The sequence below is a fragment of the Alteromonas lipotrueae genome, assembly GCF_019249255.1.
Taxonomy (GTDB): Bacteria; Pseudomonadota; Gammaproteobacteria; order Enterobacterales; family Alteromonadaceae; genus Alteromonas; species Alteromonas lipotrueae.
This window is the reverse complement of record NZ_JAESDJ010000007.1, coordinates 172,992-199,688: the sequence shown is the minus strand read 5'-3', so window position 1 is coordinate 199,688 and position 26,697 is coordinate 172,992. Positions and strand designations below refer to the sequence as shown.

Genomic DNA, 26,697 nt, shown 5'->3' with positions numbered 1-26,697 from the left:
CGGTGTTTTTATAATCCATTTAATAAACTACACAACAATTTTTCTGGTTATTAGCGCGTATTACTGCTGCTCAACAGACACTGTACTAACTGACTCAGTATGCTTTCTACCTTTAAATACATTTTTAATGTCATTTAATATGAGGTACAAGGCAGGTACTAGTAGTAAGGTAATAATCGTGGCAAACAAAATACCGAAGGCCAATGAAATTGCCATAGGAATAACAATTTGTGCCTGTAGGCTTCGCTCAAACACGATTGGCATTAGCCCCATAAAGGTTGTCAATGAGGTTAATATAATCGCGCGGAAACGCTGCGTACCAGCACTAATGGCTGCGCGCATCAGTGAATGACCTTCTTGGCGAGCTCGGTTAACAAAGTCCACCATAATCAAGCTGTCGTTAACGACAACCCCTGATAACGCAATAATGCCACAAATCGACAGTACACTTACCGCCATGCCTAATACTAAATGCCCAATAATAGCGCCTACCACACCAAAAGGTATGACTGACATAATGATAAACGGTTGGCTGTAAGATTTAAGGGGTATAGCCAATAGCGCGTAAATCGCAAATAAGGCAAATAATAAACCCTGCGCCAAACTCATCATTGCATCAGCTTGTTCTTTTGCATTTCCTTGTAATTGGAAATCCACTTTAGGGTAGCGTGCTAACAAATCAGGCATAACAGATTCGATAACCTCACCTGTAATTTCAGACGGATCCATCAACGCCTTGTCTACCACGGCGGTTACAGTAACTGAACGGCTGCCATCTACACGAATGATAGAATCAAACCCCTCACCTACGGTAAAGCTAGCCACTTGCTGGAAAGGTATTTCTTGGCCGTTCAGCGCACGAATACGCATATTTTCCAAATGCTCAATTGAACTGCGTTCTGCTCTTGGGTAACGCACCATGACTTTAATTTCTTCATCGTCACGTTGAATACGCTGAACTTCCGCACCGTAAAAGCCAAAACGCACTTGCTGTCCAAGTTGTTGTAGCGAAATACCCAATGCGTCGGCTTGAGGTTTCAATGCTAATTGAATTTCCTCACTACCACCTGAGAACGTATCATTAATATCGGTTACACCATCGTAACCCGACAAAATACTTTTTAATTCATCACTTACGGCTCTTAACGACGCAATATCACCAGAGCTAAACTCAAAGCTAAGATCGGCACCACCACCTGGACCACCAGGGGCGCCAATACTGAATGTCTTAACACCTGGAATTTCAGACATTTCATCGCGCCACAGCTGATGAATTTCATAATCGGCCATGGTACGAGTTTCACCTTTGGTCAGTTCGGCAAATACCTCCCCACCCAAGTCACCGTTATCAAATGCCATGGAGTGTTTAATTACCCCTTCACCTGTATCGTCACGCACTTTTTCATCCATACGCATCATGCCTTCACGTAATGCAGTAAGCACTTCGTCTCGCTGTTTTAGTGAAGAGCCTGGCTCTAGTTCGAAACTCGCAAACATGAAGTCGCTAGGAATACTGGGGAAGAAAACAAATCGAACAATGCCGCCGCCAAATAAGCCAATAGTCAGAATTAGCATGGCTAAAAAGACCGATACCGTGGTGTAACGATTGCGTATTGTCTTTTCTAAAAATGGTGCGTAAACATTGTGAATAAAGCGCTTAATACCTTCACTAAAAAAGTCTCTAAACTTTTGCAGTTTGTTGGCCTTAGCTGGGTCGTAAGGTTTTAGTTTCATATGCACTAAATGTGCAGGGAGAATAAGCTTCGATTCAATAAGTGAAAACACTAAGCAAATGATCACCACAAGCCCTATGGTTTTCCAAATGACGCCAAAGGGCCCAGATACCATTAACATAGGTGAGAATGCCGCTATGGTAGTAAGTACACCAAAGGTGGCAGGCATAGCCACTTTCTTAACGCCTGCAATCACATTTTCGGTACTGTGCCCTTTTTGATCAATTTCGGAATAGGCCGACTCCCCCATAATAATGGCATCGTCCACCACTATTCCAAGCACAAGAATAAAGGCAAATAAACTCAGCATATTGATAGACACACCAAGCATATCAATAGGCATAACTAACAACGTACCTAGAAAACAAACCGGCAGGCCAACGATAACCCAAAACGCGAGCTTTATTCTCAAGAACAACGACAGTACTAAGAACACCAACAGGCCACCAAAGAACATATTTTCAAGCATCATGTTCAATCTATCCGCTAGATAAAACGAACTATCTCCCCATGTGTCAGCGGAAATATGGGCTGGAAAATCCTTCTTTTTCTCATCGATGTAGCCGTTGACTTGTTCGGATATTTCTAATGCATTTTGATCACCCACCGCTTGCACGCGAAGGCTAACCGCTGGTTTTCCATCGAATAATGCATATTGGTTGTTTTCAATAAAGCCATCATTAATGTAAGCAACATCGCCTAACGTAACTCGGGTACCGTCGGCATTGGTGACTAACACTATTTGAGAGAAATCCCAGCCAGTGTAAGCCTGCCCTTTCGTTCTAAGCAGAATGTCGCCATTTTCTGTGCGAATAGACCCACCAGGTAAATCAATACTCGACTGACTTAAACGACTGACCGCATCTGCAAAGGTCAGGTTGTATTTTTGTAGGTCTACCTCAGACAATTCAACCGATATTTCGTAGTCTCTAGCCCCAACAACTTGCACGCTTGAAATACCTGGAAGATTGGCGACATCATCACGAATATCTTTAGCAAACTCTTTTAGTTCACGTTCGCTAGCATCGCCAAACACAGATATCCAAATAACGTCTTGCTGAATTTTTTGACGATAGATAACCGGCTTTTCTGTATCGGCTGGAAAAAGAGGGATAGCATCAACTTGCACCTTCACTTCATCGAGTAAAGATTGAATGTCGTAATCTTCTTCAACTTGAATACTGACCGTACCCATCCCCTCTACCGCGGTAGAGGTAACTTGTTTAATCCCTTCTAGATTTTTAATCGACTCTTCTATTTTTAGGATCACGCCCTCTTCTACTTCTTGAGGCGCAGCACCTAAATACGGCACGCGAACGTTGATGATATCTATTTCAAAACTAGGGAAAACTTGTTTTTGTATACTAAAAGCACCAAATAGCCCGCCAACTATTAGCAGCCACATCAACAAGTTTGCCGCAACATTGTTGCGCGCAAACCAAGCAATTAACCCTTTTTGCGTATCAATTTGACTCATTAGTTACCCCCAGAAGAAGCAGGGCTGCTTTCAGTAGCATCTTCTTTAACGCCTACTGATTGAGTGTCTTCCTCTTTATCGTTCTCTGCTTCTGGTGGCATAGCAAGCTCATCACCTGGCAGTCTTACTTTCATGCCATTGTAGGGATTCGGAACCGCACTGGTTACTACCAGCGCGCCACTGTTTAAGCCGCCACCAATGAAAGCTTGTTCTGCTGTGGTACGTACTACGTCTACCGGTACAATTTCAATCTCGCGGTTATCGTTAACGGTTAGCACTGTGTTATCAAGGCGCAATATCGAGCGCGGCAGCACGGTTAAGTTTTGCTTTTGATGAGACACAATTTCGGCCTGAACGAATTGGCCGAAGCGAAGTGGCGCATTGTCACCACCATTAAATTGATAAGGGTCTTTAACTTCAACCACAGCATAAAGTACGCGGCTGCCTGAATCCAAAATACCTTCAGAACGAACTAACTTACCAGTCCAAGTTCTATTTTTACCGCCTACCGTCGCGTTTAATGTGACATCAGATTGATGGTTAGATTGGTTACCAATATTTACAAACATCAAGTCTTTATCGGTTATGGGTAAACGTACCTCGGCGGTGTCAGTTGAGTAAACGGTGCTTACTGTGGCGCCTGCTGAAATAAATTGACCTAAATCGATGTTTCGCTCAACCACTATGCCATTGTATGGGGCTCTAATTTTGGTACGCTCAAGGTTACGCTTGGCACGCTCTAGTTTTGCTTCTGAGGCTTTAACATTGGCTTGCTCTTTGGCTAATTGAGGCTTACGCAAGCCAAGCTCAGGCGGCACAACACTGCTTACTGAACGCCATTCTTGTTCTGCTACTTTCCCTCTTGCGAGTTCTTCTTCAAGCGCAGCATGTGCTTGAGCTAGTTCAGCTTCGGCAAGCTTCACTTCAGTGCGGTAGTCATCTTGTTCAAGCGTAATTAGCACATCCCCTTTTTTGAACATGCCCCCAACAATGAATTTATCGGACAAACTAACTACTCGCCCACTGACTTGTGCACTAAGCGATGTTTTATTACGAGGTACTACGTTGCCCTGAGAATCGACCACGAAGCTGACAGGTTCGTAACTCATTGATTTGGCATCAACAAGGAAAGCTTGCGTTTCAACGGGAATTTGCTCTGGAGGCTTACGTGAGGAAATCATAATTGCCGCAATTACAAACGCGACCAGTATGATGATAAGAGGAATACCGCTTTTTATCCAGATGGAGTTTTTCATTATTTTCCCTATAAAACGTAGTACTAAAGTTTAACCGATGAAGCGAGGCTCACCTACCTGTATAAGTGAAATTTGTCTGGCGAACAAAGGGTTAAAGCTATACGTGATTTATTATTTTTTTATTGGTTCTAGTGTAATGTGTTTCGACGTGAAGCGCTTGTCTTCGTTTGTTAAAAATTGTGAATTATTTAACTCATTATTGCGCTACTCACCGTAATATAAAAAAATCCGCACAGAATTTAAATGTAAGATTGCTAAATGAGTAATAATCGTTGATTATTTAAACACCTGCACACTCGCAGGAAAAGTTGCACTTATCGATGCAACAACGAATTTGTTACGCTAAAAGGGATGACCTGTCATGAGCCTAAAAAAGCAATACCTGAAATCTAAACCCGTTTGTAAAGTAACATTCCGCCTTTCAGCTGAAGAAGCAAAAAATGCCGATGAGGCTAGCTTAGTGGGTGACTTTACCGAATGGGACAAGCAACCTCTGTCGATGAAAAAACTAAAGAGCGGCGATTTTACGCTGACTATCAATCTAGAAACCGACCATGAGTACCAATTTCGCTATTTACTCGATGGTGATTTGTGGGAAAACGATTGGGCCGCAGATGCATATCTACCCTCTACCATAGGAAGCGAAGATAATTCTGTGGTTCGTGTTTAACACTGCCCTCGCCTGCGGTTTCTAACGGTGACTGCGAGCATTAAAAAAGGCTGCTTTCAAAAGCAGCCTTTTTTGATTTTTATAAACGCGTTGTATTTACAGTGTGTTTTCTAGTTCAGGCAACACATCAAATAAATCGCCAACAAGACCATAATCCGCTACCTGAAAAATAGGCGCGTCTTCGTCTTTGTTAATAGCAACAATGACTTTAGAGTCTTTCATACCGGCAAGGTGCTGAATGGCACCAGAAATACCTACAGCAATATACAGCTGCGGTGCAACAATTTTACCGGTTTGGCCTACCTGCATGTCATTTGGTACAAAGCCCGCATCAACTGCGGCACGTGATGCACCAATAGCAGCACCAAGTTTGTCAGCAATACCTTCAAGCAACTTGAAGTTTTCGCCGTTTTGCATTCCACGACCACCAGAGATAACCACTTCAGCAGCGGTTAGTTCAGGACGCTCAGACTCAGTAAGCTCTTCAGAGACGAAGCTAGATTTTTCGCTTTCTTTAACCACATCTAGTGTCGTTACTTCAGCACTTCCACCTGTTGTAGCCGCATCAAATGAAGCTGCCCGTACGGTGATCACCTTTTTGCTATCAGAAGATTGTACAGTCGCAATAGCGTTACCAGCATAAATAGGTCTAATAAAGGTATCTTCGCTTTCAACACCAATGATGTCAGAAATTTGAGCAACATCTAAAAGTGCAGCAACACGAGGCATGAAGTTCTTACCTGTAGTGGTAGCGGCCGCTAATAAATGGCTGTAATCATCAGCAAGTGATAAAACAAGATCAGCAACGTTTTCAGCAAGCTGGTATTTGTATACTGCATTGTCGATAAGCAATACTTTGCTTACACCGTCAATTTGCGCAGCACTGTCAGCAACAGCCTGACAACCTTCACCCGCTACAAGCACATGAATGTCGCCGCCCATTTTCGCTGCAGCATGAACCATTTTAGCAGTTTCTGACTTCAAGCTAGCATTGTCGTGCTCGGCATATACAAGAACTGTCATGAGATCACCTTTGCTTCATTCTTAAGTTTTTCAACCAACTCAGCAACATCCGCAACTTTCACTCCACCTTCACGTTGAGGCGGCGGCGTTACTTTGAGTACTTTTACGTTAGATTCAAGTGCCACACCGAAGTCGGCAGCTGCTTTAACATCTAGCGGCTTGCGTTTCGCTTTCATAATGTTTGGCAGCGAAGCATAGCGAGGTTCGTTCAAACGTAAATCGGTAGTCACAACAGCAGGTAACGTTAAGGCAACGGTTTGTAAACCGCCATCAACTTCACGGGTAACGTTAACGCTTGTTCCGTCTACCGCTACTTCTGATGCAAAGGTGCCTTGAGGCATACCGGTTAATGCAGCAAGCATTTGCCCAGTCTGGTTATTGTCTGAATCAATACTTTGTTTACCTAACACCACCAACTGAGGCTGTTCTTCTTCAACAACTTTAGCAAGCAGCTTAGCCACTTGAAGAGAATCTAGGTTTTGGTCTGTATCAATTTGAATACCGCGGTCGGCGCCTAGTGCTAACGCAGTACGAATTTGTTCTTGGCAGCTTTTATCGCCAATAGAAACCACTACGATTTCTGTCGCTATCCCTTTCTCTTTTAGTCTTACTGCTTCTTCAACAGCAATTTCGCAAAAAGGGTTAATGGCCATTTTAGCGTTAGTAAGATCGACGCCAGAGTTATCGGCCTTCACTCTTACTTTAACGTTATAATCGATCGCGCGTTTGACCGGGACGAGTATTTTCATATTTACCTCAATTGTTGAGTTCGTCGGTGTATGTTGCTATTCCATGCTAATAAGCGGTTAAGGAAACAGCGTTACTTCACCACGCATTCTGAAACTTAAACAATGTGCTTTACGCTAACTTTGCGTTGCGGCGAAGACATTTTCAAAAGGCTAGACCCAAAATATCATTAACACCACGTTTACTTGCACAGTATTTGTGCTGCTAGTTAACGTTAACGTAAACTCCCTGCAATGTACTTACTGTTGACGTAAACGTCAACCTAGATTACCTTTCAGGACGACAATTAATTTACATGTTTTTGACACATCGCATTATTTGTTTCATCAATAGTGCACTATAAAAAATCGAACATAAGGAGCCACCCGTGGAACGAGAATCGATGGAGTTTGACGTAGTCATCGTCGGTGCCGGCCCAGCTGGACTATCAACCGCCTGCAAGCTTATGCAGCTTGCCAATGAAAACAACCAAGAACTCATGGTCTGTGTTGTCGAAAAAGGCTCTGAAGTGGGTGCACATATTCTCTCAGGTGCGGTATTTGAGCCTAGAGCAATGAACGAACTTTTTCCAGATTGGAAGGAAAAAGGCGCACCTTTGAACACCCCAGTGACCGAAGATCATATTTATTTATTGAATAGTGAATCATCATCAAAACGCCTACCAAACGCGATTACCCCTAAAACCATGCATAACGATGGTAACTACATTGTGTCGATGGGCAACGTCTGTCGTTGGTTAGCTGAACAAGCGGAACAACTGGGTGTGGAAGTTTTCCCTGGCTTCGCAGCTTCAGAGGTCATTTATAATGACGACGGCAGTGTGGGTGGTGTATTAACGGGTGACATGGGTGTTGGCGCAGATGGCCAACCCAAAGATGGCTATATGCCGGGCATGGAACTTCGAGCGAAATACACCGTATTTGCAGAAGGTTGCCGTGGGCATTTAGGTAAAGATCTTATCGAGCACTTCTCACTTGATAAAGACGCGTCGCCACAACATTACGCGATAGGCTTCAAAGAAATTTGGGATATCGACCCTGCTAAACATCAGCCTGGTCTAGTCGTACATAGTGCTGGTTGGCCGCTAAATGACGAAACTGGTGGTAGTTATCTCTACCATGCAGAAGATAATCAGGTGTTTGTAGGCCTTATTGTCGATTTGAATTACAGCAACCCGTATTTGAGCCCGTTTGACGAATTCCAACAGTTAAAACACCACTCTGTCTTTAAGCAATATTTGGAAGGCGGTAAGCGTGTATCTTACGGCGCCCGTGCAATTGCAAAAGGTGGCTTTAATTCTTTACCTAAAATGACGTTCCCGGGTGGCATATTAGTAGGCTGTGAAGCAGGTACACTCAATTTTGCCAAAATTAAAGGCAATCATACGGCTATGAAATCAGGCATGTTGGCCGCTGAAGCTATTATTGATGCCCTTTCTAAAAACGCAGAAGCCCCTGAAAGTGAATTAAGCAGCTATACCGAAAAATTTAAAAATTCGTGGGTATATGATGAATTATTCCGTTCACGTAATTTCGGGCCTGCTATTCATAAGCTAGGTAATTTCTGGGGTGGTGCATTTAATACGCTAGAACAGAACTTATTTAATGGTAATTTGTTTTTCACCATGAAAGACGACCATAAAGATTATGCGCAACTTGATTTAGCCTCTGATGCTAAAGAAATTAGCTACCCTAAACCGGATGGTGTTTTAAGTTTTGATAAGCTTTCTTCTGTATTTTTATCGAATACAAACCATGAAGAAGAGCAACCTTGTCATTTACAATTAATAGATGCCTCTATTCCTTTAGAAGTTAACTTCCCTAAATATGCAGAGCCTGCACAACGTTACTGCCCTGCTGGCGTTTATGAAATAATTGAAGAAGAAGGGTCTAAGCGTTTTCAAATTAATGCACAAAATTGTGTGCATTGTAAAACGTGTGATATTAAAGATCCTTCACAAAATATTCGTTGGGTTGTACCTGAAGGTGCCGGTGGACCAAATTACCCAAACATGTAATTTAAGCTATTTATCTTAAAAAATTAAAAAGCGGACTTTCTCCGCTTTTTTTTTGTGCTAAATTTAATTATCATTCGCCGGATAAATACACTACGAAACGCTAAGGTTATTAAATGAACGAATTTTTAGATATTTTAACCCATGGAAGACGTTTACAAGGTGCTGTAAAGGAATTAAGCATTCAAGAGCTAGAAACCGTGCAAGAAAAACTTGCAAACATTATTGATAAAAGAAAAGAAAAAGCGCTTGAAGAAGAAAAAGTTGGTAAAGAAAAACGTGCCAAGCTTGAAGAAATTAAAAAACAAATGGAAGAAGCGGGTTTAAAATTCGAAGACTTACAATCGTTAAATGAAGACACCCCTAAAAAGGTAGGTAAAAAGCGCCCCGTTAAATATATATTGACGGATAGCGAAGGTGTTACTCATCCTTGGACAGGCATTGGCCGTATGCCTCGCGTATACAAAGCAGCACTTGAAAACGGAAAGTCGCTGGAAGACTATTCAGTAAACGCATAGTGATAGTGCTATAAAGATGGGTTAGCGGTGAATAAACTTGCTGCTGACCCTACCTCTTGTCATTTTTAAATTTCCCCCCACTATTAGTCTTAATTGCTATTTTAATAGGGTATAAAATGTCTTTGCATTTCAAATTATCCGAAGCCCAAAAAGACTCACCATGGTTAGTATTAGTTCATGGTTTGTTTGGTAGTGCTGACAATCTAGCAGGCGTTAAGCGTCACTTTGAAAGCACTTATAATATTATCAGTATTGATTTACCTGATCACGGACAATCCCCTTGGACTAACGGGTTTACGTTGGAAGCTGCGGTAGCCGGAATTATAGAAATACTTGATAATAACCAGATTGATAAAGCTGCCTTACTAGGCCATTCTTTAGGCGGTAAAGTGGTAATGCAATTTGCGTTATTAAACCCTGACCGTGTTCGCCATTTAATTGTGGCAGATATTGCTCCCGTTAAATATTCACATAGTCACCAAGCAGTATTTGATGGCATTAAAAACGTTCCTCTACACACTATAAGTGATAGAAAAGAAGCCCAAGCCGCCCTCTCTGAATTCGTTAAAGAACCTGGCGTACAGCAGTTCTTGCTTAAAAGCTTGTACCAAACTGATAGCGACGAGTGGCAATGGCGCTTTAATGTAGATGGGTTAATTGCCAGTTATTCACGAATACTTGATTGGCCTCAAAGTAATTTGACCTTCGAAGGGATAACCTTGTTCATTAAGGGGGCCGAGTCAGATTACATTAATAATTCTTATAGGAAGGAAATTACAAAATATTTCCCTCGTGCCAAAGCCCATATTATAGAGAGTACAGGACATTGGCTACATGCTGAGAAACCGAGTGTTTTCAATGCAATTGTGGCTCGCACCTTAGAAAAGTCAGCAAGTTAGCACCATCACAGATGCGAATGACTATTATTACTTTTTTTTGACCCTTTTTGACTCTGCTAGGCGTACATACTGTGATATAGTTGCGCCAGATTTTTTTCAATAAAGACACTATGCTTGCAGAAAACTTTGAGCTAATTGAATCCATCATGCTGTACGGCGGTTTATTTATACTATTTGTATTGATGAGCTTCGCGGTACACGATGTCCTATCAAAAAATAATGTGCCGTTAATTGGGCGTGTTGTGACTTATGGGGTATTAGGCTTAGGGGCCATTGGTTTCCTAGCAAAAGGAATCATTGAATGGTTCTGGCTAAGCACAGGTGTATAGTAACTAGTAACGAATAATAGAGGTTTGATATGGCAAGCGTTGGCCTGTTTTTCGGAAGTGACACCGGTAATACCGAACATGTTGCGAAAATGATCCAGAAGGAACTGGGTAAACAGCTAATTGATGTAAAAGACATTGCCAAGAGCAGCAAAGAAGATATAGCAGAGTTCGATTTGCTAATTTTCGGGATCCCTACTTGGTACTATGGTGAAGCACAGTGTGACTGGGATGATTTCTTCCCAGAATTAGAAGACATTGATTTTACCGACAAGCTCGTGGCTATTTTTGGCTGTGGTGATCAAGAAGACTATGCTGAATACTTCCTTGACGCTATGGGTATGGTTCGCGATATCGTTGAAGGCCGTGGCGCCATTCTAGTAGGTCAGTGGCCTACCGAGAGTTACGATTTCGAAGCATCCAAAGGTATGGCAGACGACAACCACTTTGTGGGCTTAGGTATTGATGAAGACCGTCAACCCGAGCTTACCGAGTCGCGTGTAAAATCTTGGTGTAAGCAAATTCACGACGAATTGTGCTTATCTGAGCTAGCCTAGTTCATCAGCTTCATGCTTATGAATAATAAAAACGCCGCTTTTATCAGCGGCGTTTTTGTTTGAGTAAATCACGCTTCATCTTTATATCAACGACTCTTTTATAAAAACGTAGCAGGATTAAAGCTGAAAACGCTCTACCGCTTTTCTAAGGCTGTCAGTTTGCGCATCTAGCATCATGGTCGACTCGTTGGCTTGGCGGGTACTTTCGGCACTAGAATCAGCCAATGCAACAATGGTATTTAAGCTTGAGGCTACATCTGCCAGTAATACATCTTGCTGCTGGGTATCTGTAACAATATGCTCATTAATTTGACTTAAACGAGCAATAATTTCTCGAATACTTTCAACCTGCTGAGAGACTTGTTGGGTAATTTCCACCCCTTCTTGGGCTTGTTCCCTGCCCGCATTTATTGCTTTTACCGCTTTCTCAGCATCTTTTTGAAGATTGCCTATCATAGACTCGATTTCTTCGGTCGAGTTATGTGTACGATTTGCCAAGGTGCGCACTTCATCGGCTACTACGGCGAAGCCTCTGCCTTGCTCTCCTGCCCTAGCGGCTTCAATTGCTGCGTTAAGTGCTAACAAATTGGTTTGCTCTGCAATGGTTTTTATAACGTCCAAAATGCTGCCAATGCTGCGTGAGTGTCCATCTAAACGATTTATAATATCTGCGGATGCTTCAGCCTGTCGGGCTTGGCTGTCTACCTGACTGCGGTTTTGGGCAACTAGCACACTAATTTCTTCGCTTTGTGCGGTCACTGTATGCAGCGCTTCCATAGCATCATTAATTTGACTTAAATTGCTACGACTCGTGTTTTGCACATCTTGTGTATTAGTAGAAATTACCGTAACTTGTTTACGTTGTTCATCCACACCTTGTAAGCTTTTTTCACCTAAGGCGACACTTTCTTTAGTAATGGTAATTAAGCGTTTTTCTTGCTCTAAAATATTCCCCACTAACTCTCGCAAGCTATTGGTCAAACTATTCACTTTGACGGAAAGTGCCGTGAATTCATCGTTTCCTATTTCAGGCAGTGTATGGCTTAAATCTCCTTTACTTAGTTGGGTTAACCCTTCATTGATTCTTCCAAGAGGCGTAGAGATACTGCGGGTCGCCAGCACACCTAACGTGATGGCGGCAATCAGGCCAATAACTGCCACAACAAAGTTTTTAACTAAGTTGGTTTGCACAGATTCTAAAATAGCATTTTGCCCCTGAATAGATTCAGACTGCACACTATCAAATAATGTATTAATGCTGCTTAACGCTAATTGCAACGCCGTTAATGCTTCGTCTTTTTTCGCTTGTGCTACAGCTATTTCAGTTAACTTTTGTTGTTGCAGCGCCACCAACCCGTTGGTGCTGTTAACGTTTTCAATGAGTAAAGCAAATTGTTCATTAAAGGCAGCTACCGTGCCTCCATCATCAATATCAAGTGCAAGGCGGTTTAAGTAGTCCTTATCTACCGTAATATTACTAATTTGATATTTTATATCATCAATAATATTGGCTGTGTCTTGTGCGTCTACGCTGGCGGCAAGTTCGCTAAAAGAATCAGTGGTGGTAAGCAGCTTATTATCGATATTCGTCCCTGCACCAATTAGTGTATCTAGGCTTGGACTGTCTGACTCTAAGTAAGACAAATCTAGCATTAAGGCGCTTGCTTCATCTGCTTCGCTCATTACTTCTCTTAATTTGTCGCCTAACGCGCTTTCTATCACCATTCGCTGCGCTAACGCCCTATACATATCATGACTATTTTCTACGTAGGCTAAACTTGCATCTACTGCCTCTACCGCAATTGGATTGCTCGGCAGAATAATGGTTAGGCTCTTGAGATCAGCAACAAACTCGTTCGATAGAGTTTCAAACTCTTGGCGATTTTGGGCCAAAGCGCTGGGGGTATTTTCGTGAAAACCATTGGCCGTAACCACAGATAAAGATAGGATCTCGGTTTTGACTTTAAGCATACTGGTTTGAGCCGGCATTTTACGTTCAACCACGTTTTCTGCTGAACGCCTAATGTCGTTTAAACCGAAATAAGAAAGAATACTTGTGATAAGTAACAAGCATCCAAAGAGGCCAAAACCTATTTTTATTTTATTTATAACCGTCAATTTCATTGGCATAATTCAAAGTACGCGATGAAGTTCAACGTACTAACCTCGTTTACCGTCATTACACTCAGTTTAACAGAATGTTAATGATATGCACCCCAAGTATATATAATTGCTATTAATTATTAACAATAACTGACACTTACAAACTGGTCAGTCCTCGAAAAACAAAGCGTTCCACAACAAGTCACAGAAGAAAAATTTGCCCATTCGTTCGAATTTTCATCGTACCGAACAAGAAACAGCGGTTTTTCTTTTAAATCCTGACGAGTTACCTATAATAGCTCCATTGATAAACATCTCGTTCTCAGTAGGTTGTAATGGATCAGAATAAAGAACTTAAAAAAGCAGGTTTAAAAGTAACCCTGCCACGCCTCAAGATTTTGCAAATTTTGCAAGAACCTGAAAATCAACACATCAGTGCAGAGGACGTGTATAAGATTCTGATCGAGCAAGAGGAAGAGATTGGCCTTGCTACAGTTTATCGCGTGCTAAACCAGTTCGATGATGCGGGTATATTGAATCGCCATCACTTTGAAGGTGGCAAATCAGTTTTTGAAATAAGCCACAAAGAACATCACGATCACTTGGTATGCCTAAAATGCGGCAAGGTAATTGAATTTGAAGACGATATTATCGAGCAGCGCCAAGATATGATTGCGAAGAAGCATAATATCAAGCTTACTCACCATAGTTTGTATCTTTATGGCGAATGCACAGATGAGAATTGCGAAGGTAAAGACTAGTACCGCAGCTGATACCGTTTAGAACTGCTACGGTACAAAGAAGGCCCTACAATGTGAATTGAAGGGCCTTTTTGTTTTAGAAGGAGTAATTTACGTTGAATAAATAAGAAGGTCCGAATTGACGACGTGACGACACGACACCCGTAGCATCATCAATGGTTTCTTCATCTTCATCTGTTAAGTTCGTGCCTGATATTGATACGCGCAGCCCTTCTAGTGAGTCAATTCCAGCATCTGCAAAGTCATAACTGATTTGTGCATCAACCAGAGTTACCGCACTACGCGTTGCTTCTGATATCTTATTCGACCCTCCCCGCTCGTACGTCAAGAAGCCTGTTCTATCGGTTGTGGCCACTCTAAATTCAAACCCTTCATATTGATAGTACATAGTGATTGAGTATGACTTGTCTGATTGCCCTGGTACGCGTGACCCATCTTCTAACTCAGCATCAACGTAAGTGTATGATGCCGCTACACCAAAGCCGTCTAGAACATCAGCTACCACATTCAATGGTACGTTAGCCGTTAGTTCTATACTTTCTACCGTGCCTTCTAACCCATCTTCAAAGAATGAATAGGTACCTAAGTCAGGCGGTGTCACCACATCACCTTGGGAATAGAACACACCCGCAGGGCCATAAGTACCATCATTTTCGATAACACGGTCGTGATAACCTGGAACGAAGTAATTTGCTCCGTTATTGGTTTCGTCGTTTGTGAAATCAATAGTTTGATCACCGTCTCTAGTCCAATTAACTAAGTCTTTATAAAAATAGGCAACAGCAAAATAACCTTCGTCACTAAAATAGTTTTCGTATGACAAATCAAAGTTATTTGATTCCAGCGGCCGAAGTAGAGGGTTACCGGTAAATTTAGACCATGGTGAGCCATAATTTTCTACGGCTTCGGCAGAATTAGGAATGGAGATCTGATCAATATTTTGTGTGAACTTCACGAATCCCGACGCTTTCATTTGATCAATTCTTGCCCGGCTTATTGTTTTATTCGCCGCTAACTTAATAAACTGACTATCGGCAAATTCGAGGCTCAGATTTAAACTGGGTAGCACATGACTATAATCAGTGCCCAAATCGACTTGGCAGCTTTCATCAACCACACCGTCATCGTTATCATCACAAACTTTAAAGTTGCTTCCTACTACGCCTATGGTGCCTGTAGAAGACTGTTGGGTATCTACATATTGCACGCCTACATTTCCCACCAAGAACATGTCATTAAAAGCATATTCAAAATTCGTTTTCACATACAAGGTAATCACTTCTTCGTTGACTTCATAGGTATCACCTAGGCGATCGGGCTCTAAGAAACCTGCATCATTTTGGGTATATGTACCGTCTTCATAGGGAGCAAAACCATCATAAGCCACCACCTCTCCGAGTCCCATCCAAGTTAAGTCTGCCAAGCCGTAAACGTAGTCAGACGGAATTGATTCGCTAGATGGGTATGTATCTGAGGTAGCGAAAAAGCCCTTATTTACTTTGTCTTTAAAGCGATCTGAGTAATTAACACCTGCGGTGACTTTGGTGAAAATATCACCTGATAGGTTGCCAACCACTTCAAATTTTACAGTGGTGAGCTCTTCAGTAAAATCAGCATAATTTAGGAAACCGTCTTGTGCGTCTAAGTAGGAAAGCGGGTTTCCATTCACTTGTAACGCGTCGGTTTCAAACTGATCAGATAAACTCGCCATTCCGCCTCCCCACGCTTGTGGGCCTGCAAGTTGTAACAAGGTAGGGTCGGAAAATGCGTCTAAACCTGATGAATCAGAGAACACGATGCCATCTGGTGACATTTGAAATTGTCGAGTTCCAAATTGAGAGGGGTCCACGGTGCCTGAGCGCCCTAACCCGGCGTACGATTCGCCGCGTAAGTCCCGCTTATCCGATTTACTGGTGGCCGCATCCAATTCTACCGACCAGTTGTCGGTAACAAAGTATTCTAAATTAAGCCCCAGCGTATTCAGTTCACCGGTTTTCTGCCTAGGATCAGTTCTAAGGACGGGGTTAGCGTTAATTTGCGTGCCGATACTATTTGCTCCCGTGCCTACCACGTTAACAGCCGAGAACGGGTCAATGATGCCCCGTCTTATGCCCGAGTCTGAATAATCTATATTCAATACATCAAGCACAATATCCAGTTTATCGGTAGGACGGTATTGAAACACGGCTGAGATGGTATCTCGCTTTAGCTCTGTGCTAATAACGTGGCTACTGATTCCCGTTGGCAAAATTTGTCCGTCATCATTAGTCGCATAGCCCCAAACACCATAGTTACGATGATTGTTTGGCGACTCGGTTGTGGCCAGTGCTACTACAACACCAAAGGTATCATCGGCAAATTTTTTGTTAAAGCTAAGCGCCGCACGGTGACCTTTATTACTGTACTCTGGGTTATCTGAATCGCGCTCCCCCAGCTCGTAACTTGTGTTGATTGTGATAGTGTCGCTTGCTTGCAAGGGACGAACGGTTTGCAAATCAACCGTGCCACCAATCCCTTGTACCATTAAGTCGGCTTCGGTGGTTTTATAAATGGTGGCGCCTGTCATGATTTCAGAAGGGTATAAATCGTATTCAACCCCTCGGTTGTCACCAATTCCAATAAGCTCCCTGCCGTTCAATGACGTGCCAGTAAAATCTTCCTTAAAACCTCGAATAGAAATTCCCGAAGTACGTCCACCGCTACGCTCCCCTGCTAGTCCTGGGAGTCTAGCCAGTGATTCTGCAATTGATGAGTCTGGTAGCTTGCCTATATCTTCTGCTGATATTGATTCAACAATAGAAGATGCATTCATTTTTTCGGCTTGAGAGCGGGCTAATGCGCCACGAATGCCTGAAACTGAAATGACCTCAATATCGTTATTTACGGCATTGTCTGCATCTTGTGCTAACGTAATTGAGGGCGAAAGTATCGAGGAAATCGATGATGCAATTAACCCCAGTTTGAATATTCCATTCTTCATGTATTTCTCCAAGTTTTAGCTGTGTGCTTGGCGGCAGGTACGCTTGCTAATTCCCGTTCCGTACCGCCTGTTAAAACCGTGTGCTTACTACTGATCAGTGTTTAAAATTTCATAAAAAGCTAAATCGACGCCATTGGTCCAACCAAAGCCATCTTGTGTGGGGTATTCCCCTCCCCCGGCTTTCATTGACGTATCAACAACGTTGTACTTCTCCATCATTTTGCCTTCTTGCGCATACACCTTTTCATTGAGTGCCAACCAGCGTTGCATAACCTCGTTAGCGAAAGCGCCTTCCTCGTAATTTAAAAGGCCTTTTACACCAATATATTGAAGTGGTGCCCACCCATTTGGGTAATCCCATTGTTCACCAGTATTCGATAATGTAGTGACAAAACCACCCGCCTTAAGAAAATGGTTATGGAGGTACTTAACAACTTGCTTTGCTGCAAGCGGCTTAGCTGCACCCACGTATAGCGGGTAAGCCATTGCCATAGAGGGGCGTTTAGTATGGGCTTTACGTTTGAAATCGTAGTCTTGATAAGTGCCGGTTTCTTCATCGAAATGGTACTTGTGGATTAGCGCTTTTCGTTCTTCTGACCGGTCTGTAAAGTACTTGGCTTTGCTTTCGTTGTTCTCTTGCTTGTGCAGCAAAGCGATGGTGGATTCCAACTGGTACAGTAAGCTATTCAAATCAACAGGAATAATGTCCATCGCATGCGTGGTTGTTTTATTCTTTCCATCACTAAACCAACGGCTACTAAAATCCCAACCCGACTCGCACACCGCCCTTAGGTTTCTAAAGAAACTGTCTTTTTCTGAGGACGTTTTATTTTGAGCCCAGCGACTTTCTTTGCCGTACGCTTCAGCACGGGGCTTTGCGATAGCACCATAATACCGATTTAAAAAGTCTCCGTTTTCTAAGGTAACTAAGTGCTCTCCTTCCTTGGCACTTGTGGGAATATCAGTATTTCCGTCCATCCAAAACAGATATTCTTTTTCAAGTTGAGGTAAGTACTGAACAATACTTTCAAGACCTTCCTTTTGTGCATACGCCATTAAAGTGGCTGCGAATAATGGTGGTTGTGAACGACTTAAGAAATAGCTTCGATTACCATTTGGAACAAAACCAAACTGGTCAATCTGGTAAGCAAAGTTATCAATCATCCCTTTAGCGAGTGTGGTGTGATCCGATGCCAATAACCCCACAATGGTAAAGTAACTGTCCCAGTAGAACATTTCCCTGAAGCGCCCTCCTGGCACCACGTAGGGGTTAGGCAGTTCTATCAAGCTAGAAAACTCAGACGTTTTAACCGGTTGCCTCACTAAGTTCTTCCAGTGGTTTTCAAGGTGGATCTGCAATGACGCTTCGTGAGTGACTTTTGTCTCTTTAGTCGCTTGAGGCAAGGAGAAGTTGTCTAATACGAATGCCTTCAGATCAAAACCTTTTGTGTCTTTCAACGATCCATACTTTTGTAAAATATCACGTGGCTCTTGCTTCGGAACGGCGTCGACAAAGGTTTTGTAGTCACCCAGAATTTTTGCGGTTTGTACTGCTTCAAAAAGCCCAGGGAACGCGTCTTCTGCTTGATAGACTTTTGATGAATAGCCCGCTGTATTTTCTTGTTGTGCCGATTGCACAGAAACGAATGGGCTAGACAACATGACTACTAATGCAACCTTGCTAAGTTGCTTATTTAATTTAACTGCTCTATTGCTTTCACGCATGTCTTTACCTCTATTTGAAATTTTATCGTCAGCCGTTTACTTTGGTTTTAACGCCCTGATGGTTTGTATAAATGTAATTTTTTACGCTTAATTATTTTAGAAACCGGTTTCCATACTAAATACAAAAATAGACCATAAGATCCAACGCGTTAAAACACCGTTTGGGTATGTGTACCTACAGATGAATGAGTGTTAGATGAACATGGCTAAGAGTAGGGTTAACGTTAGCCCAACAAAGCCAATAATAGTGGCCATGCACGTCCAGGATATTAAGGTGGTTTTGACTGAAATATCGAAATAGCGGTTAATTATCCAAAATCCCGTATCGTTTACATGCGACATTGCTGTAGCTCCGGCAGCAATAGATATAGTCATTAGCGCTAATAAAGATGGTGATAACGACAATGCATTTACCACGGGTGCCATCAAACCTGCAGCCGTTAGCATTGCAACGGTAGCTGAGCCTTGAATAATCCTGACGGAAATGGCAATAAGAAACCCAGCCATAAGCGGTGGAAGAGGTGAAAGTGCCACTACATCGGCAAAGGCTTGACCTGCCCCCGAATCGATTAATACTTGTTTGAACATACCACCTGCACCAGTAACTAATATCACCAACGCTACTGGCTCTAACCCTTTCGATGCCACATTTCTCACTTGATCTGCGCTTAAGCCTTGGTTTTTTCCCAGCCACTTAAAACATGCCAATGTCGCAATGGTTAGGGCGATAAATGGGTGTCCAACAAAAATAAATACTTGTTTTAGTACACCGTCAGCTAACACAAATTTCGCAATTGACCCGACGAGGATCACAACAAGAGGAAAGAATAACAAAGCGGCCACTAATGAAAACGAAGGCAATGCTTCTACTGGCCTAGCCTCGATATTTCTAATATGTTCCGGCACTGGCACATGGATTTTCTTAGCGATATAGGAAGCGTAAATTGGGCCTGCAATACAAGCACATGGCACACCAACGATAAAACCAAATAAAATCACTAGTCCAATGTCGGCATTTAATATAGAGGCTACGGCTACAGGCCCTGGCGTTGGTGGAATAAATGCGTGGGTGACCGCAAGTCCTGCTGCTAAGGGAATGCCATAATAAATTAATGACTTACCGGTTTTTTGCGCCATCGAATATATCAGCGGCATTAATATAATGAGTCCTACCTCAAAAAATACAGGTATCGCCACTAGGAAACCGGTGATAACCAGTGCCCATTGGCTATTCTTTTCACCGAACTTCTGCTTGATCGTTAGCGCCAGTCTATCCACGCCACCCGACTCTTCTAGGAATTGCCCGAACATTGCCCCTAATCCCACTATGGTAGCAACAAAACCAAGTGTATTTCCCATACCACTTTGCATGGAATTGAGAACTTCTGTAGCGTCCATTCCCGTGCCTATCCCCACAAAGGCTGCCGCAATAATAATGGCAATAAATGCATGTACTTTTCTAGCAATAACCAAATAGGCCAGCAGTACAATGCTGACGATGGCGAAAAAAAGAAGTGAAAAGGTATCTGACATGTTTCTTCCCTATAAACCTGCACTCAAACCTGCAGTTAGCGGCACGTAAAATTCTGAGGTACACGTTGAAAATTTTTATTATCTAGTAAACAGAGAACACCCAGGCAACCCGTTGTTATTCTATGCAACACTACGTTAACAAATTATGTATTCGCCGTAACAATATTATAAAGAAACCTTGAACGCAACCGGTTTCCGAATTATGCTTAGTTTAAATTAATTAACGTAGTTTGGGCTCATTGCTTAGCATTGAATCAAAGAGGTAGTTGAATGACTGCAAATACCGTTTTCTTTATTACTGGGGTTTCAGGCACAGGGAAATCTACCATCGGCGAGCGTGTGGCTTCTGAACTGGGACTTGTTTTTGAGGAAGGTGATAGTTATCACCCTGCTGCTAGCGTAGAAAAAATGTCTGCTGGTATTCCGTTAGAAGATGCCGACAGATGGGACTGGCTAACGCGTTTGAATAAAATAGCCAAAGATCATTTGGCAAATGATCAAAGCGCTATTATTTCTTGTTCAGCGCTTAAAGCATCCTACCGAGCAATATTATGTGAAGGGCTTAGTAAAGAACTAACAGGAAGGCAAGCTGAAGAGAAAAAAATTCCATTAGCTAAAAGCGTTCAATCAAATGTAAGGTTCATCTACTTACATGGCTCTAGCGATACCATTGGCCAAAGGCTTAAACAAAGACAGCATTTTTTTGTGGGCGATGATATGCTCAAAAGTCAGTTTTCTACCCTGGAAGTACCAAATAAAGATGAGGCTTTCTTTGTGGATGTTTCACAAAGTGTCGATGAGGTAGTGGAAATATGCAAGACGTTTATCAGCTCAGTGATAGATGCTACATAGCCCCCTTAGATTGGACGCCCTTTTTAAACAAGAGTATAGCGCCACATCACGGTGAAATAAGTAAACTGTGCAACAATAATAAAAAATGAATCTACCCTATGAAAAATATTAAAAAACGCACAACCATTTCAGACATCGCCGCACATTTAGGTATTCACAAAACTACCGTTTCTCGCGCACTTAAAGATTCAAGTAGTATTTCTAAAGCGTTATCGCTGAAAATAAAGAAAGCGGCTAAGGAATTAAATTACATCCCCAACCGTGCAGCACAAAGTTTATCTATTCAAAACAATAAAACAATTGCGTTGCTACTCCCTTCATTTGGAAACAATGTTTTTAATGATGTAGTTTCAGGCGTAAAAGCGGTTGCTGATGAACTTGGCTATGCATTAATGATTGGTGACTCTACCTATTCAGCGTTAGGGGAGGAACGAATTGTTGAATCCTATATTCAGCAAGCGGTTTCGGGGTTTATTCTCACTTCTAGTCGTCATACCGACGAAACGATAAGAATGTTAAAAACCACCGATGCGCCGGTTGCGGAAATTATGGATATGTCGGAGTCTACTTTTGATATTAACTATGGTGTAGATCATTTCAATGCGGCAAAAGAAATGACGGACTATTTAGTAAACGTGAAGGGCAGAAAGAAAATTGCTTTTTGTTCATTGCTGCTTGATTGGCGTGCTGTACTTAGAAAACGAGGCTGGGAGCAAGCCCTTCATAATGCACAGTTGCAAGATGATATGTGCCTTCAGTCACGTGCTGACGCCTCATTTCAAGCGGGCGCTGAATTGCTAGTGGAATCGCTTCATAAATGGCCAGACTTAGATGCCCTATTTTTTGTTAGTGATGAACTTGCAGCCGGAGCTGTAATGGAATGTAATCGCAGGGGAATAAAACCTGGAAAAGACATTGATATATGTGGTTTCAACGATTTGAGCTTTGCGAAAGCTATTTACCCTTCCCTTACCACGGTATCTACACCAAGAAGGGAGATGGCTGAATTAGCCACCCGATCATTGATATCAATTATTGAAGGTAAAAGTGTAAGCGAAACAAGCAAAGTGTTCCCCTATCACATTAAGTTAAGGGAAACCGCCTAGGCATTTTGCCTGCTTGCGCTTCCCTATCCTTCATTTTGCAGCAATGTTAAATGACTTATGTTCAGGCTTAAAACATCAAGCGTTTCGTTTTAAGCCTTTAGTTTTTAACTCTATGCCCTAAGCCTCAAACTTATAATTGTGATAAGCCTTTATGGCTTTCTCCCACATCTGCCCTACTTCACCAGTACCAATGGTTTTACCATCAACTTCAATGACAGGGGCAATTTCTTTGCTTGACGAGGTTAACCATACTTCATCTGCATTGAATAAATCTTCCTTAGTAAACCACTTTTCTTCTACTGCCAAACCCACTCGTTTAAATGCTTCTAACGCTATTTGACGGGTAATTCCGGGCAACAGCTGGTTGTCTAATGGTGGGGTAAAAATGGCATTATCTTTTACCATGAACACGTTGCAAGAGCTCGCCTCAGTGATAATGCCGTCACTGTTGTGCAAAATAGTTTCTTGCACACCACTATCTACCCCCGCCTGAAAATGCATCACATTACCTAACAATGAGGTTGATTTGATATGGCATCGCTGCCAGCGCTTGTCTTCTTCAAGCGCCACCTTAAAGGGCTTAACATTGGCTGCCTCTAGTGGTTGAGCTGGTGCAATTTCAAAGGCAAAACCAAATACGGTAGGCGTTATATTTTGCGGGTAGGCATGATAACGCTTGGTGTCCGTTCCACGACTAATATGAAAATACACGCCAATGTTTCCGCTTGGGAGATAGCTGGCATTGGCGTCGATAAGCCCGTCTAGGTTTTGCTGCCACTGCTGTGCACTGTAAGGGTTAGTTATAGAAATAGCCGCCAATCCATCGCGCATTCTGCTTAAGTGGCCGGTCATGCCAACCGCTTTACCATGGTAAGTGGGAATAACTTCGTAAATACCATCACCGAATAAAAAGCCTCGGTCCATGGGGGAAATTTTAGCTTCTGATAACGGCATAAACTCACCGTTTAAAAATGCAATGGTCACTCTTATTCTCCTGTAAGGCGAAGTCGTTTTTGCCAATTTAATAAAAATGCGGCGCGAGCATCGTCGTAATGCTGACTCATGAAAGTAACAGTTTCCCCCGGCACGGCTTGCGCTAAACGATTAACATCAAGCAAACTTACACTGCCAAGCTTCGGATAACCGCCTAAGGTTTGTCTGTCTCGCATCATCACAATTGGTTGTCCGTCGGGCGGAATTTGCATCGCTCCGATATGTATTGCTTCAGAACGCATTTTAGTCATATTGCTATGTATGGGTGAACCAGACAGTCGATAGCCCATACGATTAATATTTGTTGTTACCGTGTACTCACTCAAAAACAATCGCCCTTTTTCAGACGCGCTAAACTTCTCTTCTTGATAGCCTAGGATAAGCGCTAAGGGCTGACTTAAGTCGTATCGCGGCCAGTGCTTCGGTGCAAGAGCCCTGTGAGCACTTTGTATTGTTGGGGTTTCAATATTGATGGTATCGCCAACCCCTAACGGTGCGCCTTTATTTTCAAGGCCGCCTATGCCTTCGCGCAAGACCGTGCACGCACTGCCTAAAGGTGAAGGTACTTGCCACCGACCGTGTATTGCAAGATAGGCTTTACTGCCCATGTGTTCACTGTCAATCGATACCCGATCACCCGCTTTCACAAAGATAGTTTCAAATGGAGAAACTGACTGATTATTTACCAGGCAAACCACACTGCGCCCCGTGGCAGCCACCTGCGCATTGGTATCACATACAAATTCTGCGCACCCTATAGTTTCAATACAGGGCGTACCTTCTTGGTTACCAGCCAAATAATTTGCCCACCAATAGGCATCTTCATCCATGGGGCCTGACTGACAGAAGCCTTGATGCTGTTTACCTTGCCGACCGCTGTCGATAATTAGGCTCAGCAAACCATTTTTTTCAACACTAACCTTCATGCAAGTCTCTGAATTCCTGTTCTGTAATAGGCGCGAACTTTACATTGTCACCCACTTTTAAAAGCGCGTTATGGCTGGTATCCACCAAGTTCAGTGGGCATAAACCCAACAAGTGCCAGCCGCCAGGCGATGACGAAGGATAAATAGCGGTTTGCGCGTCGGCAATAGCAACCGCTCCTTTGGGCACCTGCTTTCTAGGCGTTTCTAATCTTGCGCAGTGCAACGTTTCAGGTACATGCCCCATATAAGCAAAGCCTGGCGCAAAGCCCACAGCGTAAACTTTGTAAGTCATGCTGATGTGAGCATCAATAACATCCTGCTCACTTAACCCCGTTTTCTGGCTAACCAAAGCTAAGTCGTTTGCCGATTCTGCCCCGTACCACACAGGTATTTCATGAGTTTTCACGCTAATACCACCCGTACTACTTATACTCATGCTTGCATCTTGCGCTGCCAGCGAACGAAGCATCTGATAAACATAATGGCTATCCACTTTATGAGCATCAAACACCAACAGCAAAGAATCGTAGGCTGGAACGCATTCTTTCAGCCATGGAAACATCAAATTTGTGATGGTGTGTAACCAATGCTGACATCGCGCATTGGCGATATCTACCGTATCGCCCGCGAAGTACAAAAGTATGGCATCTAAACCTGCAGGTACTATCTGCTTAATATCCCCAAAGGGATGCATAGTAATATCCTTAGTAAAAAGGGTGAAATTATGGCGAAGTTAAGGCATTCACATGATTTAATGAGTAAAAGGTAATTTCACTTGGTGTTATTTCTTGTGCTTTAGCTTCTACTTTTCCTTATGCCTGCACACCGTCTATTTCATGCATGCACGAATTTGCTGCGCAATGTCTACAGCACCTGCGGTATCGCCATGTACGCACAGTGTGTCAGCCTGCAATGGCAGTCTTTGCCCGCTAACGGTGATGACTTCCCCATCTTCAATCAAAAGCTTCGCTTGGGTTAGCGCTTCTGCGGCGGTTAACACCGCGCCTTCCTGTGAGCGAGGCTGCAAAAAACCTTCATCGGTATAGCGACGATCTGAAAACGCTTCAAATATTAACGCCAATCCATATTCTTGTGCTTCAAGCACCAGCGCTTCATTGTGTGCGTGAGATTGCACCATCAACCCCAACCGGCCTTTGTTAATACTCCCCACAGCTTGCATGACCGCAGTACGCACTTGAGGGTCAAGCATCATGTCGTTGTATAGCGCACCATGGGGTTTCACATAACTCACTGGCACCCCGACAATACTTGCCATCCCCATCAATGCACTGACTTGATATTGAATACAGGCTATCAGTTCTTTTATCGGCATAGCGAGACTTCGACGTCCAAACCCTTGTAAATCGGGATAAGATGGGTGTGCACCTATTTCCACATTACTGTTTTTAGCCAGATACAACGCTTGTTTCATCACCACGGGATCACCGGCATGAAAGCCGCACGCAATATTCGCTTGATCGATAAATTTCATAATGTCGGCATCTACAGGCATTTGCCATGCACCGAAACTTTCACCTAAATCGCAATTTAACTTCATAAGTGTTTAGCTCTTAACCTCAATCCGATATCATGTTACCTGTTCTTTTTTAAAAGTCAGTGTTAATGATAAATATTGGAAAAATTAATACATTAAAAGTGGTCGCCGAATATCCGTTTGGCTATGCGCTAGCACCACTTACCGATAATGTAGATGAAACCGACTACAGTAGTGAAGATATGCCTACTGTAACCTTACCTCACGACGAAGTAACCACGTCGCTGGAAGTGGAACAAACCCTAGATGTGTTTGTGGCTACCGATCAGCGCGGCGATTTGTTTGCTACCTTGAAGCTACCGCGCATACAAGTAGGTGAAACCAAGGTACTCAAAGCAGTCTCGGCTACACATTTCGGTGCATTCTTCGACTGGGGCCTAGAGAACGACTTACTCATACCCGCCGATTATCAAGAATCGCCTATAGATCCCGGCATGTATTATGTTGTTCACGCTTTCTTTGATGAAAAAACAAATCGAATTTTAGGTGCAACTCGTTTGCACTACTTCCTTAAAGAAGGTAGCGCCTATCTTAGCGAAGGTGAAAATGTGAGTTGTTTGGTTTATGCCAAATCTGACTTAGGCTTTAAAGTGGTATTGAACGAAAAAGCCCTAGGCCTAATTTTCCATAGCGATGCATTCAAACCGCTTAAAGTAGGGCAATCTACCGATGGCGTAGTCAAAACCATTCGTGAAGATGGCAAGATTGATGTGGTGTTACAGCGTCATGATAAGGAAACCCGTGATGCCTTGCAGCAAGCTATCTTAGATGATTTGGACGCCCACGGTGGTATTTCAACCTTAACGGACAAAAGTCCGCCCGATGCCATTTACCAGCATTTTAATGTGAGTAAAGCCGCGTATAAAAAAGCGTTAGGCGCATTGTACAAACAAAAGAAAATCACCATTGGCGCAGACGCCGTTCGTCTCACCCAATCGTAAGC

The 26,697-nt window shown here is 42.9% G+C and carries 22 protein-coding genes; 10 read left to right on the top strand and 12 right to left on the bottom strand.

Annotation, left to right across the window (positions count from 1 at the left end; translation table 11 throughout):
* Nucleotides 1-60: 60 nt before the first annotated feature.
* Complete coding sequence (locus KYS23_RS12020) at nt 61-3,210, bottom strand: efflux RND transporter permease subunit (RefSeq protein WP_218418847.1); 3,150 nt, start codon at nt 3,208-3,210, stop codon at nt 61-63.
* The gene (locus KYS23_RS12015) at nt 3,210-4,466 is read right to left on the bottom strand and encodes an efflux RND transporter periplasmic adaptor subunit (protein WP_159530621.1); all 1,257 of its coding nucleotides are present in this window, start codon (nt 4,464-4,466) and stop codon (nt 3,210-3,212) included. The genes KYS23_RS12020 and KYS23_RS12015 overlap by 1 nt, the downstream gene beginning before the upstream one ends.
* Before the next feature lie 361 nt (nt 4,467-4,827).
* Between KYS23_RS12015 and KYS23_RS12010 the strand changes: the two genes are divergently transcribed.
* Nucleotides 4,828-5,136, top strand: coding sequence for an isoamylase early set domain-containing protein (locus KYS23_RS12010; RefSeq protein ID WP_159530623.1), 309 nt, complete (start codon nt 4,828-4,830; stop codon nt 5,134-5,136).
* Between the two features lie 96 nt (nt 5,137-5,232).
* On the opposite strand, the gene KYS23_RS12005 is transcribed toward KYS23_RS12010, so the two are convergent.
* Nucleotides 5,233-6,159, bottom strand: coding sequence for an electron transfer flavoprotein subunit alpha/FixB family protein (locus tag KYS23_RS12005; RefSeq protein ID WP_218418845.1), 927 nt, complete (start codon nt 6,157-6,159; stop codon nt 5,233-5,235).
* Nucleotides 6,156-6,908: an electron transfer flavoprotein subunit beta/FixA family protein gene (locus KYS23_RS12000; RefSeq protein ID WP_159530625.1), complete on the bottom strand. Its 753-nt coding sequence runs from the start codon at nt 6,906-6,908 to the stop codon at nt 6,156-6,158. Before KYS23_RS12000 ends, KYS23_RS12005 begins: the two co-directional genes overlap by 4 nt.
* A gap of 365 nt (nt 6,909-7,273) precedes the next feature.
* On the opposite strand from KYS23_RS12000, the gene KYS23_RS11995 reads away from it, so the two are divergent.
* The 5 genes from KYS23_RS11995 to fldA all read left to right on the top strand — a co-directional run bounded on the left by KYS23_RS11995 (nt 7,274) and on the right by fldA (nt 11,220).
* Nucleotides 7,274-8,923, top strand: coding sequence for an electron transfer flavoprotein-ubiquinone oxidoreductase (locus tag KYS23_RS11995; protein ID WP_159530627.1), 1,650 nt, complete (start codon nt 7,274-7,276; stop codon nt 8,921-8,923).
* 113 nt (nt 8,924-9,036) lie between these two features.
* A complete protein-coding gene (locus tag KYS23_RS11990) occupies nt 9,037-9,438 on the top strand; it encodes an H-NS histone family protein (RefSeq protein ID WP_159530629.1) in 402 nt (133 codons plus the stop codon).
* Between the two features lie 116 nt (nt 9,439-9,554).
* Complete coding sequence (locus KYS23_RS11985; protein ID WP_159530631.1) at nt 9,555-10,337, top strand: alpha/beta fold hydrolase; 783 nt, start codon at nt 9,555-9,557, stop codon at nt 10,335-10,337.
* A gap of 110 nt (nt 10,338-10,447) precedes the next feature.
* Nucleotides 10,448-10,666 carry a DUF2788 domain-containing protein gene (locus KYS23_RS11980; RefSeq protein WP_013784293.1) on the top strand — a complete coding sequence of 73 codons (219 nt, stop codon included), beginning with the start codon at nt 10,448-10,450 and terminating at the stop codon, nt 10,664-10,666.
* A 29-nt stretch (nt 10,667-10,695) separates the two neighbouring features.
* Nucleotides 10,696-11,220, top strand: coding sequence for a flavodoxin FldA (gene fldA / locus KYS23_RS11975; RefSeq protein ID WP_013784294.1), 525 nt, complete (start codon nt 10,696-10,698; stop codon nt 11,218-11,220).
* 117 nt (nt 11,221-11,337) lie between these two features.
* Here fldA and KYS23_RS11970 read toward each other — a convergent pair whose 3' ends face one another.
* Nucleotides 11,338-13,344, bottom strand: coding sequence for a HAMP domain-containing methyl-accepting chemotaxis protein (locus KYS23_RS11970; RefSeq protein WP_159530633.1), 2,007 nt, complete (start codon nt 13,342-13,344; stop codon nt 11,338-11,340).
* Nucleotides 13,345-13,658: 314 nt separating this feature from the next.
* Between KYS23_RS11970 and fur the strand changes: the two genes are divergently transcribed.
* Nucleotides 13,659-14,084: a ferric iron uptake transcriptional regulator gene (gene fur / locus KYS23_RS11965; RefSeq protein WP_159530635.1), complete on the top strand. Its 426-nt coding sequence runs from the start codon at nt 13,659-13,661 to the stop codon at nt 14,082-14,084.
* A 76-nt stretch (nt 14,085-14,160) separates the two neighbouring features.
* On the opposite strand, the gene KYS23_RS11960 is transcribed toward fur, so the two are convergent.
* From KYS23_RS11960 to KYS23_RS11950, 3 genes are all read right to left on the bottom strand, one after another.
* A complete protein-coding gene (locus KYS23_RS11960; RefSeq protein WP_218418843.1) occupies nt 14,161-17,064 on the bottom strand; it encodes a TonB-dependent receptor in 2,904 nt (967 codons plus the stop codon).
* Nucleotides 17,065-17,151: 87 nt separating this feature from the next.
* Nucleotides 17,152-18,789: a trehalase family glycosidase gene (locus tag KYS23_RS11955; protein WP_232370617.1), complete on the bottom strand. Its 1,638-nt coding sequence runs from the start codon at nt 18,787-18,789 to the stop codon at nt 17,152-17,154.
* Nucleotides 18,790-18,981: 192 nt separating this feature from the next.
* Nucleotides 18,982-20,322 (bottom strand): GntP family permease, encoded by a 1,341-nt coding sequence (locus KYS23_RS11950; RefSeq protein ID WP_218418841.1) that lies wholly within the window; start codon nt 20,320-20,322, stop codon nt 18,982-18,984.
* Between the two features lie 270 nt (nt 20,323-20,592).
* Between KYS23_RS11950 and KYS23_RS11945 the strand changes: the two genes are divergently transcribed.
* Nucleotides 20,593-21,174, top strand: a complete 582-nt coding sequence (locus KYS23_RS11945; protein ID WP_218418839.1) for a gluconokinase — start codon at nt 20,593-20,595, stop codon at nt 21,172-21,174.
* A gap of 98 nt (nt 21,175-21,272) precedes the next feature.
* Nucleotides 21,273-22,280: a LacI family DNA-binding transcriptional regulator gene (locus KYS23_RS11940; protein WP_159530643.1), complete on the top strand. Its 1,008-nt coding sequence runs from the start codon at nt 21,273-21,275 to the stop codon at nt 22,278-22,280.
* A gap of 117 nt (nt 22,281-22,397) precedes the next feature.
* On the opposite strand, the gene KYS23_RS11935 is transcribed toward KYS23_RS11940, so the two are convergent.
* The 4 genes from KYS23_RS11935 to KYS23_RS11920 form a co-directional block, all read right to left on the bottom strand.
* Nucleotides 22,398-23,264, bottom strand: coding sequence for a D-amino acid aminotransferase (locus tag KYS23_RS11935; RefSeq protein ID WP_218418837.1), 867 nt, complete (start codon nt 23,262-23,264; stop codon nt 22,398-22,400).
* Nucleotides 23,265-23,266: 2 nt separating this feature from the next.
* Nucleotides 23,267-24,199: a 5-oxoprolinase subunit C family protein gene (locus KYS23_RS11930; RefSeq protein WP_218418835.1), complete on the bottom strand. Its 933-nt coding sequence runs from the start codon at nt 24,197-24,199 to the stop codon at nt 23,267-23,269.
* Nucleotides 24,189-24,893 carry a 5-oxoprolinase subunit B family protein gene (locus KYS23_RS11925; RefSeq protein WP_159530649.1) on the bottom strand — a complete coding sequence of 235 codons (705 nt, stop codon included), beginning with the start codon at nt 24,891-24,893 and terminating at the stop codon, nt 24,189-24,191. Before KYS23_RS11925 ends, KYS23_RS11930 begins: the two co-directional genes overlap by 11 nt.
* A gap of 135 nt (nt 24,894-25,028) precedes the next feature.
* Nucleotides 25,029-25,757 (bottom strand): 5-oxoprolinase subunit PxpA, encoded by a 729-nt coding sequence (locus KYS23_RS11920; RefSeq protein WP_159530651.1) that lies wholly within the window; start codon nt 25,755-25,757, stop codon nt 25,029-25,031.
* 65 nt (nt 25,758-25,822) lie between these two features.
* On the opposite strand from KYS23_RS11920, the gene KYS23_RS11915 reads away from it, so the two are divergent.
* A complete protein-coding gene (locus KYS23_RS11915) occupies nt 25,823-26,695 on the top strand; it encodes a CvfB family protein (RefSeq protein WP_218418834.1) in 873 nt (290 codons plus the stop codon).
* Nucleotides 26,696-26,697: the final 2 nt, after the last annotated feature.